Source organism: Pseudoclavibacter sp. JAI123, from assembly GCF_013409665.1.
In the GTDB taxonomy this organism is placed as follows: Bacteria; Actinomycetota; Actinomycetes; order Actinomycetales; family Microbacteriaceae; genus Pseudoclavibacter.
Genome location: NZ_JACCCM010000002.1, coordinates 582,554 through 595,516, shown reverse-complemented (window position 1 = coordinate 595,516; position 12,963 = coordinate 582,554). Strand labels below are relative to the sequence as shown.

The window sequence follows — 12,963 nt, the reverse complement described above, 5'->3', positions numbered from 1 at the left end:
AGCCTTAGAGAAGTCAGCGTTGCCGCTGGTGAGATGGTCGAATCAGCGGGTTGTGCCTGGGATGCGCGGGAGCGCACCACCCGCGGCCGCGTTGCGGTCAGGCCGGAAGTTCGTGAAGCTCGCGCCTTCGACGTCGCGAACCAGGTCGAGCTCGTCCTCGATGAGGGCGGCTTCCCACTCCTCCGGACCGACAAGCGGCAACCGGACTCGCGGGGACTGGATACGGCCGAGGCCGTGCAGGATGTACTTGGTCGCCACGGTGCCCGGAACGTGGGTCATGGTGGCCCGGACGAGCGGCTCGAGGCGCTTGTGCGCATCCGTCGCCGTCCGGAGGTCGCCCGCGTTGACGGCGTCGACCATCGTGCGGTACGGCTGCGACGCGATGTTCGCGGTCACGCCGATGAGGCCGGTCGCGCCGATCGAGAGGAGCGGCAGCGTGTTGGCGTCGTCGCCCGAGAAGTAGAGCAGCTCCGTCTGGTTGAGCACACGCGACACCTGGGCGAGGTCGCCCTTGGCGTCCTTCACCGCGATGATGTTCGGGTGCTTCGCGAGGCGCAGGATCGTCTCGTACGTGATCGGGATGCCGGTGCGGCCCGGGATGTCGTAGAGGATGAGCGGCAGGTCGGTCGCGTCCGCGATCATGCGGAAGTGCGTGAGCACACCCGCCTGCGTCGGCTTGTTGTAGTACGGGGTGACGGCCATGACGCCGTCGGCACCCGCATCCGCCGACTGCTTGGCGAGCTGGATGGCGTGCGCGGTCTCGTTCGACGGGCCACCGGTGATGATCTTGGCGCGCCCTGCCGAGACCTCCTTGCCGACGACGACGAGCTTGAGCTTCTCGGCGTCGGTGAGCGTCGACGTCTCGCCGGTCGTCCCGGTGACGACGATGCCGTCAGCGCCAGCCGAGATGACGTCGTCGATGTGCTTCTCGACGCCCGCCCAATCGACTTCTCCGTCGTGCGTCATCGGGGTCACGAGTGCGACGAGCACCTGGCCGAAAGGGTTGTCCTGTTCCATCACGTCTCTCAGGCTACTTCCACTAGGTAAAGACTGCGTCTTCTTGCTACTTCTTCTTCTCGACATCGCCGCTCAGGGCGGCGATGAACGCCTCCTGCGGCACTTCCACGCGGCCGACCATCTTCATGCGCTTCTTGCCGGCCTTCTGCTTCTCGAGCAGCTTGCGCTTTCGCGAGATGTCGCCGCCGTAGCACTTGGCCAGCACGTCCTTGCGGATGGCGCGGATGGTCTCGCGGGCGATGATGCGGGCGCCGATCGCTGCCTGGATCGGCACCTCGAACTGCTGGCGCGGGATGAGCTTGCGCAGGCGCTCGGTCATGAGGAGCCCGTAGGCGTACGCCTTGTCCTTGTGGATGACGGCGCTGAACGCGTCGACGCGCTCACCCTGCAGGAGGATGTCGACCTTCACGAGGTCGGCGACCTGGTCGCCCATGGGCTCGTAGTCGAGGGAGGCGTACCCCTGCGTCCGGCTCTTCAGCTGGTCGAAGAAGTCGAACACGATCTCGCCGAGCGGCATCGAGTAGCGCAACTCGACGCGCTCCTCGCTGAGGTAGTCCATGCTGATGAGCGTTCCGCGCTTGCCCTCGCAGAGCTCCATGATCTTGCCGACGTAGTCCTTCGGCGCGAGGATCGCCGCGCGCATCATCGGCTCCCGCACCTCGAGGATCTTGCCCTCCGGGTACTCGCTCGGGTTCGTGACCGTGTGGAGCTGCTTGTCCTCCGTCTTGACCTCGTAGACGACCGACGGCGCGGTCGTGATGAGATCGAGGTCGAACTCGCGCATGAGGCGCTCGGTGACGATCTCCAGGTGGAGGAGGCCGAGGAAGCCGACGCGGAAGCCGAAGCCGAGCGCGACGGACGTCTCCGGCTCGTAGTTGAGGGCGGCGTCGGAGAGCTTGAGCTTGTCAAGCGCCTCACGCAGCTCCGGGTAGTCGCCGGCGTCGATCGGGTAGAGACCGGAGAAGACCATGGGCTTCGGCTCGGTGTAACCGGGCAGCGGGTCCTCGGACGGCCGCGTGCTTCCCGTGACGGTGTCGCCGACCTTCGAGAGGCGGACGTCCTTGACGCCCGTGATGAGATAGCCGACCTCGCCGACGCCGAGGCCCTTGGCCACGGTGGGCTCTGGCGACGAGACGCCGATCTCGAGCATCTCGTGCGTGGAGCCGGTCGACATCATCTTGATCTTGTCGCGGGCCTTGAGCTCGCCGTCGACGACACGGACGTAGGTGACGACGCCGCGGTAGGCGTCGTAGACCGAGTCGAAGATCATCGCGCGCGCCGGTGCATCCGCCACCCCGACGGGGGCTGGGATGCGCTCGACGACTCGGTCGAGGAGCTCCTCGACGCCCATGCCCGTCTTGCCGCTCACTCGCAGCACGTCGTCGGGGTCGCCGCCGATGAGGTTCGCGATCTCGGCCGCGAAACGGTCGGGGTCGGCGGCAGGCAGGTCGATCTTGTTGAGGACCGGGATGATCTCCAGGTCGTTCTCCATCGCCAGGTACAGGTTCGCGAGCGTCTGGGCCTCGATGCCCTGCGCGGCGTCCACAAGAAGGATGGCGCCCTCGCAGGCGGCGAGCGAGCGGGAGACCTCGTACGAGAAGTCGACGTGGCCGGGCGTGTCGATCATGTTCAGCGCGAAGGTGTCGCCCTCGACGGCCCACGGCATGCGCACGGCCTGGCTTTTGATCGTGATGCCGCGCTCGCGCTCGATGTCCATGCGGTCGAGGTACTGTGCACGCATGGCGCGCTCATCGACGGAGCCCGTGAGCTGCAGCATCCGGTCGGCCAAGGTGGACTTGCCATGGTCGATGTGGGCGATGATGCAGAAATTGCGGATCCGGGCGGGGTCGGTCTGAGCCGGCTCGAGCGGAGTGGAGGCGCGTGGTGACATGGTGTCGCCTATCCTCCCATGAGCCGCGAGTCCGCCGCTCATCGCCCGGTGATCGCGCGCGCTGCCAGCGGCACGCACCGCCCGAGAACGCCCAGGAAGGCACCACTGCATGAGTCTCATCCGCCTCAACGACGTCGAGGTCGGCTTCGGCCCCTCCCCCGTACTCAAGGAGGTCTTCCTCACGCTCGACCGGGGCGACCGCATCGGGCTCATCGGCCAGAACGGCTCGGGGAAGTCGACGCTCCTCAAGCTCATCCTCGAGCAGGTCTCGCCCGACAACGGGACCGTGTCGATCGACGACGGCGTGCGCATCGGCTACTTCTCGCAGTTCTCCGAGCTCGACGGCTCCTCGACGATCCTCGAGACGCTCGAGACGCTCTTCGCTCACGTCCACGAGATGGAGGCGGAGCTCGCGCAGATCGACGCCGCCATCGCGGCCGAACCGGACGCCGACTCGCTCGACCGCCTCATCCTGCGTCAGTCCGAGCTCTTCGAGGAGATGGACCGGGCGGACGGCTGGGACTACAAGCGCCACATCGACACCGCCCTCACGAAGCTCGGCTTCAACGACGACCACCGCACGAGCCCCATCGAGAAGCTCTCCGGCGGCTGGCGCAACCGCGCGGCCCTTGCCAAGCTCCTGCTCGAGCAGCCAGACGTGCTGCTGCTCGACGAGCCCACGAACTTCCTCGACGTCGCCGGCGTCGAATGGCTCGAGACGTGGTTCCGCTCGTTCCGCGGCGCCGCGATCATCGTGTCGCACGACCGCACGTTCCTGGATGCAGTGGTCACGCGCATCCTCGAGGTCGAGAACCTGCACCTGCACGAGTACCCGGGTGACTTCGGCGAGTACGTCATCCAGAAGCAGTTCAGACTCAAGACCCTCCAGGCGCAGTTCGTGCACGAGGCGGAGCTACTCGCCTTCGAGGCCGAGGGCATCTCCGACCGGCGCGAGGCCGCGAAGGCGGGCGGCAAGGGGCTCGGCAAGCGCCTCTCGAGCATCAAGAAGAAGCGCGCGCCCCGGCCGGTCGACGAGATCGTCACCGAGATCTACGGCTCACTGCACGTCAAGGATGTGCTCGCGCGCGTCTCCGGCCTCGGCAAGAGCTACGGCGAGCGCACGCTCTTCGACGACGTCACCTTCGAAGTGCACCGCGGCGACCGCATCGCGGTCATCGGCCCGAACGGCAGCGGCAAGTCGACGCTTCTGCGCGTGCTCACGGGAGAGGAGAAGGCCGATACCGGGCGGGTCGACTGGCCGAACGGCGTCAAGGTCGTCTCCTACAACCAGGTGCTCGCCGAGCTCGACGAGTCGGACACCGTCTCGCACTCGGTCAACGCCATGCCGGACAGCATCGCGCTCCGAGCCACGAAGAAGTCCGTAGCCCGGTTCCTCAGCATGTTCCGCTTCAGCGAGGCGGAGCTGAAGTCCCGGATCGGGACCCTCTCCGGTGGCCAGCGCGCCAGAGTCGCGATGGCCCAGTGCCTGCTCTCCGGCGCCTCCGTGCTCGTGCTCGACGAGCCGACCAACCACCTCGACCTGCCGAGCACGCAGGTCATGGAGCGCGCGCTCGTGCACTTCCCCGGCGCCGTCATCGTCGTCAGCCACGACCGGTTCTTCATCGACAAGGTCGCGACCGGTACGGTCGTGTTCGGCACGAAGACGGATGCGCCAGCCGAGCTCGAGATCACCATCGCGGATCCGGCATAACCACTGCCGGGTACCGACGTCGCCTGAAGCCTGGTAGAGTTTCTGTTTGGCTTACGCGTCGCCCACTCGGCGCGGATTGGCGGCACGGCCCTCTTCCGTGCGGCACCGTTCCAGTACACCTTCCTGTAAGAAAGAAGCAACGTGGCAAATATCAAGTCGCAGATCAAGCGCATCGGCACCAACCGCAAGGCGACCGAGCGCAACCGCGCCTACAAGAGCGAACTCCGCACGGCTATCCGTCGCGTGCGTTCGGCTGTCTCCGAAGGCAACAAGGAGCAGGCTGAGCTCGCGCTCACCTTCGCTGCCAAGAAGCTCGACAAGGCCGTCTCCAAGGGCGTCATCCACAAGAACCAGGCAGCGAACCGCAAGTCGGCCATCGCCAAGACGGTCGCAGCGCTCTAAGCCTCCCGTCATGCCGACATCGACCCCCGCATCCTCGTCCGAGGTGCGGGGGTCGATTCGTCGTATCGCCCTGCTGCAGAGCATCAACCTCGGTCAGCACCGGAAGCTCCCGATGGCGGACCTCAAGGCCGCGCTCGAGGCCGCCGGGCACACCGGTCTCGCGACGATCCTGCAGACGGGCAACGTGCTGTTCAACGCTCCGCCAGCGGAGTCGAACGCCGAACTCGAGACGAGGCTCCGCGCAGAGATAGCGGCTGCCTTCGACCTCGACGTGCCGACGCTCGTGCGCGACGCGGACGAGTGGCGAGCGGTGGTCGAGCTGGACCCGTTCAGGCATCTCGACCCGCATCCGAGCCGCTACGTCGTCGTGTTCTGCGCGGAGCCACCGGAGAAGCGCGTCGCGGCCGCGCTCGACGGCGTCGACCTCGAGGACGACCGCTGGGCCGTGCACGGTCGCGAGATCTACGTCTCCTGCCCCAACGGGCAGATCCAGTCGCCCGTGCTGCAGCGCCTCGGCCGGCCGAAGAGCTCGGACCCGTCGAGCGGACCGGCCACGGTCCGCACCTGGGGCACCGTGCTGCGGATCGCCGCGAAGCTCTAGGGGCCGCCTCTCGGGCCTGCCCTGAGGCGACGGTCCGGCCTCGTGACCAACTTGCGTGCTCAGAGTCACGCCGCAGAGCACTGTTGGCCCGCGGGCGCGGTTCGATCACGGAAGCTGGTCAGCCGAAGCCGGCCAGGGTACGCGGATGCGGTCAGACGTCGCGAAGTGCGATGCAGCGGAGCATCCGCTCCACGGCGAACTGCGGGTCCTTGCCTCCGCCCTTGACGGCGTGGTCGGTCTCGGCGACGAGCGTGATGGCGCGTCCGAGCGACGAGTCATCCCAGTCGCGCAGCTCACGACGGGCCTGGCCGACTTGCCAGGGGGATGCCCCGGCACGGCTTGCGATCTGCGCGTCCGACCCGCTGATGCCCTGCACCTTCGCCATGATGCGCAGCTTCGAGGCGACGGCCGAGACGATGGGCACGGGGTGCAGCCCGGTCGAGAACCCGTGCCGGACAAGCGCGAGCGCATCGCGGACTCGCCCCGCGAGCGCCGCATCCGCGATCTTGAAGCCGGTCGTCTCGACGCGGCCTCCGAAGTACTTGTCGACGTGCTCGTCGGTGATGGTGTCGCTGGTGACCGTCAAGAGCTGACGGGCGGCTCCGATGAGCTCGGCGAGGTCGGTGTTGAAGGCGGCGACGAGCAGCGCGGCCGCCTGCGGCTCGATGCGACGGCCGGCGCCGCGGACCTCGGCGACGACGACGTCGACGAGCTCGCTCGGCTTCGGCTTCTGGCAGTCGATCTCAACGGCGACGTCCTTGGCGGCGCGGACCGCGTCGAGAAGCTTCTTGCCGCGGACTCCCCCGCCGTGCCTGAGCACCAGCGTTGCGCCGTCCACGGGGATCTTCGTGTAGTCGACGACGTCTGCGATGAGCGCGTCGGTGCACTGCTGCACACCGCGGATGATGACGAGGCGCGGCTCGAGGAACAGCGACGGGCTCACGAGCGTGGTGAGGTGGCCGCTCGAGTAGCCCGAGGCGTCGATCTCGGTGATCTCGAGATCGGGCGACTCGGCGCGGAGCACATCACGCAGCCGCGTGATCGCGGTCTCGGCGAAATAGTCTTCCGGGCCGCTGACGAGGACGATGCCAGCTGGCCGCACCTCGCGATGGGTGAGGACGGGGATCGCCCTCTTGGGGGTGCTCGCCCGCTTCGCCTGTGCCATGGGTCAATGGTAGCGACGACCGGTGCGGGCTCGGGACCAAGCGCTCCGGTGCCAGCGCGGTCGAAGCCTCGTGCGTGCGACCGTCTCGATCCCGGCGACCACCGGCTCGTCCAGACCGCCGCCGGCCCCGACCGTGCCCCCGACCACGATGGTGCCGAGCTCGTCGGTGCGCAGCGGCTGCGTGCCAGCTGCGGTGAGCATCGCGAGCGCGGCATCCGTCGGATGCCCGTAGCCGTTGTCGGCGCCGACCGAGACGAGCCCGATCGACGAGCCGAGCTCCTGGTACAGATTGGCGCTCTGGTCACGCGAACCGTGGTGCGCCATCTTGACGATGTCGGCTCGCGGATGCGGGTGCTCGCGAAGGAGGTCGCGCTGCGCCTCCTCCCCCAGGTCGCCGAGGGCGGCCAGGGACAGGCAGACGGACACGCACGCCGTCGTCGGCTCGAGCACCGTCACGAGGCTGCCATCGTTGCCACCCCCGCTTGACGGCTCTCCACTCCGTCCACGCTTTGGCCAGAGCGCGTTCCAGGTGAGGTCGCCGAGTGCCCACGAGTCGCCGCTCGCCGCGTACGTGACCTGAGCCCCGGATGCGCGGAGGTCCGCGACGAGCGGCTCCTCCCGGGCCTCGCTCGTGTCAGGGACGACCAGCACCGCGACGGTGACTCCAGACTCGACCATCGCCATCGCGGCCCCGGTGTGGTCCAGATCGAAGTGCGACAGCACCAGCATCGACAGGTGGCCGACGCCGAGCGTCTCGAAGCAGGACAGCAGCGCCTCGGGCTCGGCACCGGTGTCGATGAGCGCCGTCCCGGCATCCGTGCGCACGAGCAGCGCATCCCCCTGGCCGATGTCGCACGCCGCATACCGCCAGTTGCTCGGGATGCTCCGCCTCAGGTGGACAGCCTGCCCCACGACTGTGCCGAGGTAGGCGACGAGGGCCACGCAGAGCAGGAGCGCGAGCCACGTTCGCCAGCGCTGGATGAGCAAGACGAGCGCGAGGACCGCGAGGAGGCAGAGGAGCGCGCCGAGAAGACCGCCTGGCCACGGGAGGAGGGCGCCCGGCCAGGAGCTGACCGCGCCGGCCACGAGCCCGATCCACTGGGCCGGGACCCACGCCGCCCAGAGCAGCGCATGACCCAGCCAAGGAGCGAGCCCGAGCAGGAGACAGCCGACGAGACCGATGAGCGTCGCGGCGGGCGCTGCCGGGGCGGCGAGCACGTTCGCGACAACGCCGTAGAGCGGGAGCTGTGGCGCGAGCAGCAGGAGGACGGGCTGACAGGCGAGCTGCGCCGCTGCCGGCACCGCGAGGACCAGGGAAAGAGCTCGGGGCATGAACCTCGCGAGGCGGTCGCTCATCGGACTCGCGAGGGTCAGCAGCCCCAGCGTCGCGAGCGCCGAGAGCGCGAAACCGTAATCGCGGCTGCGCCACGGATCTGCCACGAGCACGGTGAGGACCGCGAGTGAGAGCAGCGCGAGCCCGCTCGCGCGACGAGACGTGGCCTCGAGCGCCAACACGACGCCCGCCATGACGCTGGCCCTGACGACGCTCCCCTCCGGTGTCACGAGTGCCACGAAGGCGGCGAGGACCACCGAGGCGAGGGCCAGTCTCACCCCGCGCCTGGCTCCGAGCAGGCGCCCGACCACCAGCACGGCAGCGACGACGATGGCGCAGTTCGCGCCGGAGACGGCGGTGAGGTGCGTCAGGGCGGCGGCCTTCATCTGGGCGTCGAGCTCGTGCGTCACGAGGCGGGTGTCTCCGACCGAGAGACCGGGCAGCAGCTGCGCACCCGGCCCCGGCAGCCCTCGCGCAGCACCCACGAACGCATCCCGCGCGCCCGCGGTGACCTCAAGGAGCCCGCCGGGGCTCTGCACGACCTCGGCGGGACCGTCGAGGAAGACCAGGGCTGCCACGCCGTCACCTGCCTCCGCCGGACCCAGTTCGCCGCGCAGCGCGACCCGCGAGCCGATTCCGGGGATGCGCGCGTCCGCGCCCTCCGGCATGCTCAGCTGACCGAAGACGAGCAGCGAGGCCCCACCCCCTCCGGAGCTGCCCGCAGCCGTGAACGAGTCGAGGAGCACCTCGAAGTGCGGTGCTTCCTCGAGCTGCACCCCGGCCCAGTCGCCGCGCTGCTCACGGTCGTCGACCCCGCTCTCACCCACGAGGGTTGTGAGCGTCCCAGTCGCGCGGAGCGTCGCCCCCTCGGCCGCTGCGGCCCGCAGCGTCTCAGGCGCTCGGACGGGGAGCTGGGCAGCAGCGCTCACCGCCACGAGCGTCATCGCCGCGGCCAGGACAGCCAGGGTAGCCAGCACCCCGCTCGAGGAGGTCGATCCGGGCTGACAGACGAGCGCCGCCGCCAGGCAGCAGAGGGCGAGGAGCGCCGCCCCGACCGTGATCGCCCAGGCGGTCCCTGGGAACGTCACGCACAGCCAGGCCACACCCCAGACAGCGCTCGCCGCAGGGACGAGTCGAGCATCCCTGATGCCGAGGCGCTCGGCCTGCAGAGGAGGCAGAAGCGCACCGCTCTGCGCCGGGTCTCGCTCGACGCCGCCGCTCTTCACACCGTGACCAGGTCGACGAGACCCTCATAGGTCGCGTCGCCGACGCCCGCGACCTCCTTCAGCTCTTCGACGGCCGTGAACCCGCCGTTCTGCTCGCGGAAGTCGATGATGCGGGCAGCCATCGCCGGCCCGATCCGAGGCAGTTCCTCGAGCTCTGCCGCCGTCGCCGTGTTCAGATTCACGACCCCGCCCGCGGCGGGGCCTCCCCCTGCGCCCGGCGGCTCGGCACCCGCCCCGACCGGCACCACAGGGGCCTCGCCGACGCGAGGGATGTGCAGCTGCTCGCCGTCGACCAGCAGGCGAGCCATGTTGAGGAGCGAGGGGTCGGCGTCGGCCGCCAGACCTCCGGCGGCGGCGATGCCGTCGACCACGCGTGCGCCTGGCGGAACCTCATAGACGCCAGGGGCCCCGACCGCCCCGACGACGTGCACCAGCAGCGTCTCGGTGGTCGCCCCCTCGCTGCCAGCGGGCGCCTCCGTCGAGTCGAGCTCGAAGCCGGCCGACGGAGATGGCACTCCGACAGCTCCCAGGGTCGGCGTCGGCCGGAACGCGGCGATCGCGATCGCCCCCGCGAGCACGACGAGCACGAGCACGACAGCGGCGCCCACCCCGATCCGCAGGCGCGGTCGGGGCGGACGCTCGAAGAGGTCGGCCAGCTCGGATTCGGACACGCTCGCACGCTACGACCGCTCGGGCATCCTGGTGCCTTCGAAGTCGCATCCTGTGGAGAGCTGATTCCCCTCAGCGGACATGTCTGCAGAGTCGCCGAGCGACTCGTGACCGACTCTCGGGATGGCTTTCTCGCTTCGGGATGGGAAACAAGCCATCCCGAAGCGAGAAAGCCATCCCGAAATGGAAGAAGGAGTCGGAGTGAGGAAGGCGGTCAGACACGCAGACGCGCCCCCGCTCGGGTGAGCGGGGGCGCGTCGGGCGCCTCTCAGCAGGGGTCTTGCTACCCCTTGACGGCGATGTTCACGAGCTTCGGGGCCCGAACGATGATCTTGACGATCTCGCGCCCGTCGATGGCGGCCTGCACCTTCGGCGACGAGATCGCGAGCTGCTCGAGCGACGCCTCGTCGATGGTCGGGGGCACGTCGAGGCGGTGCTTCACCTTGCCGTTGACCTGAACGACTGCCGTCACCTGGTCCTGCGTGAGCAGCGAGCGGGCGGCCGTCGGCCACTTGACGTGCGAGATGCTGCCCTCGTGGCCGAGGCGCTCCCACATGTCTTCCGCCGTGTGCGGTGCGTACATGTCGAGCACGACCGCAATGGCTTCCGCGGCCTCGCGCACGGCGGGGTCGGCCGGGCCTGCGCCCGAGTCGATGGCCTTGCGGGTGGCGTTGGTGAGCTCCATGAGCCGCGCGATGACGACGTTGAACTTGAACCCGCTCGCGAGCTGCGGGACGTCGGCGAGGAAGCGGTGCGTCTCGCGACGCAGGCCCCGGTCGCCCTCACCGAAGTCGACGCCGAGGGGGCTCGTGACCTCGCCGGAGATGCGCCAGGCGCGCGCGAGGAACTTGCCGGAGCCCGCGACCGACACGTCGGCCCAGTCGACGTCGTCCTCCGGCGGGCTCGCGAAGAGCATCGTCAGGCGGACGGCGTCGACGCCGTACTGGTCGAGCTCCGCCGAGAGGCTCACGACGTTGCCCTTCGACTTCGACATCTTCTTGCCGTCCATGACGACCATGCCCTGGTTGAGCAGCGCGGAGAACGGCTCCGTGAAGTCGACGTGCCCGAGGTCGTAGAGCACCTTCGTGATGAAGCGCGCATAGAGCAGGTGCAGGATGGCGTGCTCGACGCCGCCCACGTACTGGTCGACGGGCGCCCAGCTCGAGGCGGTCTTCTCGTCGAAGGCCGCGAGCTCGTTGTTCGGCGACAGGAAGCGCAGGAAGTACCAGGAGCTGTCGACGAACGTGTCCATCGTGTCCGTGTCGCGCAGCATGGGCTCGCCCGTCTCGGGGTCGACCGTGTTCACCCAGTCGGTGGCGCCGCCCAGCGGCGAGGCACCCTTGGGTCGCAGGTCGAGGCCCTCGGCCTCGGGCAGGCGCACAGGCAGCTGGTCGAGCGGCACGGGCACCTCCTTGCCGTTCTCGCCGTGCAGGATCGGGATGGGCGTGCCCCAGTAGCGCTGGCGGGAGATCAGCCAGTCGCGCAGCCGGTAGTTCTTGGCGGCGCGACCCGTACCGCGCTCGTCGAGGAGCTCGATGGCGGCCTGGATGCCCGAGCGCTTCGAGAGCCCGTCGAGCGGCCCCGAGTTGGTGAGTCGGCCGTCGCCGGACAGCGCCTCGCCCGTCTTTGCGGGGTGCAGGTCCTCGAACTCTGGCATCGAGCCGTCTTCGGGGATGATCGGGATGACGCCCGTGACGGCCTGCGTGACGTCGACGACGACCTTGACCGGGAGGTCGAAGGCGCGCGCGAAGTCGAGGTCGCGCTGGTCGTGCGCGGGCACGGCCACGATCGCGCCGGTTCCGTAGTCGGCGAGCACGTAGTCGGCCGCCCAGATCGGCAGGCGCTCGCCGCTCAGCGGGTTGATGGCGAAGCGCCCGAGGTCGACGCCCGTCTTCGGGCGGTCGCTCGACTGGCGGTCGATGGAGTCGAGCGCGCGCGTGTCGGCAAGGTACTTCGCGAAGCGCTCGCGCACCTCGTCGCTCGCGCCTTCGGCCAGCTCTGCGGCGAGGTCGGAGTCTGGGGCGACGACCATGAAAGTCGCGCCGTAGAGCGTGTCTGGTCGCGTGGTGAAGACCGTGACGGGCTCATCCCGGCCCTCGACGACGAAGTCGACGTCCGCACCGAGCGAGCGCCCGATCCAGTTGCGCTGCATCGTGATGACCTTCTGCGGCCAGTGACCCTCGAGCTGGTTGAGGTCGTCGATGAGCCGGTCTGCGTAGTCGGTGATCTTGAAGTACCACTGGTTGAGCTTCTTCTTCACGACGATCGCGTCGCAGCGCTCGCAGTGCCCGTCGATGACCTGCTCGTTGGCCAGCACGGTCTGGTCGTTCGGGCACCAGTTCACGTCGGAGTACTTGCGGTAGGCGAGGCCCCGCTCGTACATCTGCAGGAACAGCCACTGGTTCCAGCGGTAGTACTCGGGGTCGGAGGTGTGGATGACGCGGTTCCAGTCGAAGGACGCCGCGTAGCGCTTCATGGAGGCGCGCTGCTGCCCGATGTTCTCGTAGGTCCAGTCCTTTGGGTCGCCGCCGTTCTTGATGGCGGCGTTCTCGGCGGGCAGGCCGAAGGAGTCCCAGCCGATGGGGTGCAGGACATTGAAGCCCTGGTGTCGCCAGTAGCGCGCGACGGCGTCGCCGAGCGCGTACTGCTCAGCGTGGCCCATGTGCAGGTCACCGGAGGGGTACGGGAACATGTCGAGGACGTACTTGCGCGGGCGGTCGTCGCCCGCGAGGTTCGTCGCGAAAGGCTGAAGCTGATCCCATTCAGCCGACCACTTCGCCTCGAGAGCCTTGAAGTCGTAGTCCTGGGGCTCAGCGCCTGTCGCTTCGGTCACAGATTTCCTCTTCCATTTTCTTGCAGGTCGCTCGGCGGTGAGGAGATCTCATCGCGTTGCCGGTTGCTGCACGGAGGGTGGGTCTCGCCGCGAGCGACGGGATTCCACGCGAAGC

At 68.8% G+C, this 12,963-nt stretch carries 9 protein-coding genes; 3 read left to right on the top strand and 6 right to left on the bottom strand.

The window, feature by feature from the left end; all coding sequences use genetic code 11:
* Nucleotides 1–42: 42 nt before the first annotated feature.
* Together dapA and lepA are read right to left on the bottom strand one after the other, a co-directional pair.
* Complete coding sequence (dapA, locus tag HDC34_RS14840) at nt 43–1,017, bottom strand: 4-hydroxy-tetrahydrodipicolinate synthase (protein WP_104311505.1); 975 nt, start codon at nt 1,015–1,017, stop codon at nt 43–45.
* Between the two features lie 46 nt (nt 1,018–1,063).
* Complete coding sequence (lepA, locus tag HDC34_RS14835) at nt 1,064–2,908, bottom strand: translation elongation factor 4 (protein WP_104253030.1); 1,845 nt, start codon at nt 2,906–2,908, stop codon at nt 1,064–1,066.
* Between the two features lie 109 nt (nt 2,909–3,017).
* On the opposite strand from lepA, the gene HDC34_RS14830 reads away from it, so the two are divergent.
* The 3 genes from HDC34_RS14830 to HDC34_RS14820 all read left to right on the top strand — a co-directional run bounded on the left by HDC34_RS14830 (nt 3,018) and on the right by HDC34_RS14820 (nt 5,622).
* A complete protein-coding gene (locus HDC34_RS14830; protein ID WP_104311504.1) occupies nt 3,018–4,619 on the top strand; it encodes an ABC-F family ATP-binding cassette domain-containing protein in 1,602 nt (533 codons plus the stop codon).
* Between the two features lie 141 nt (nt 4,620–4,760).
* Entirely contained in the window at nt 4,761–5,021 is a 261-nt protein-coding gene (rpsT, locus tag HDC34_RS14825; protein WP_068493103.1) for a 30S ribosomal protein S20, read from the top strand.
* Nucleotides 5,022–5,031: 10 nt separating this feature from the next.
* Nucleotides 5,032–5,622 (top strand): DUF1697 domain-containing protein, encoded by a 591-nt coding sequence (locus HDC34_RS14820; protein ID WP_179557557.1) that lies wholly within the window; start codon nt 5,032–5,034, stop codon nt 5,620–5,622.
* 151 nt (nt 5,623–5,773) lie between these two features.
* Here the strand turns inward: HDC34_RS14820 and holA are convergent, their stop codons facing one another.
* From holA to leuS, 4 genes are all read right to left on the bottom strand, one after another.
* Complete coding sequence (gene holA / locus HDC34_RS14815) at nt 5,774–6,787, bottom strand: DNA polymerase III subunit delta (protein WP_179557556.1); 1,014 nt, start codon at nt 6,785–6,787, stop codon at nt 5,774–5,776.
* Between the two features lie 3 nt (nt 6,788–6,790).
* Complete coding sequence (locus HDC34_RS14810; protein WP_179557555.1) at nt 6,791–9,346, bottom strand: ComEC/Rec2 family competence protein; 2,556 nt, start codon at nt 9,344–9,346, stop codon at nt 6,791–6,793.
* A complete protein-coding gene (locus HDC34_RS14805) occupies nt 9,343–10,017 on the bottom strand; it encodes a ComEA family DNA-binding protein (RefSeq protein ID WP_308807362.1) in 675 nt (224 codons plus the stop codon). Before HDC34_RS14805 ends, HDC34_RS14810 begins: the two co-directional genes overlap by 4 nt.
* A gap of 281 nt (nt 10,018–10,298) precedes the next feature.
* Nucleotides 10,299–12,848, bottom strand: coding sequence for a leucine--tRNA ligase (leuS, locus tag HDC34_RS14800; RefSeq protein ID WP_179557554.1), 2,550 nt, complete (start codon nt 12,846–12,848; stop codon nt 10,299–10,301).
* Nucleotides 12,849–12,963: the final 115 nt, after the last annotated feature.

Coding starts and splice junctions, on each gene's coding strand:
- HDC34_RS14830 (WP_104311504.1), top strand. CDS start 3,018: ATGAGTCTCATCCGCCTCAACGACGTCGAGGTCGGCTTCGGCCCCTCC.
- HDC34_RS14820 (WP_179557557.1), top strand. CDS start 5,032: ATGCCGACATCGACCCCCGCATCCTCGTCCGAGGTGCGGGGGTCGATT.
- lepA (WP_104253030.1), bottom strand. CDS start 2,908: ATGTCACCACGCGCCTCCACTCCGCTCGAGCCGGCTCAGACCGACCCC.
- dapA (WP_104311505.1), bottom strand. CDS start 1,017: ATGGAACAGGACAACCCTTTCGGCCAGGTGCTCGTCGCACTCGTGACC.
- holA (WP_179557556.1), bottom strand. CDS start 6,787: ATGGCACAGGCGAAGCGGGCGAGCACCCCCAAGAGGGCGATCCCCGTC.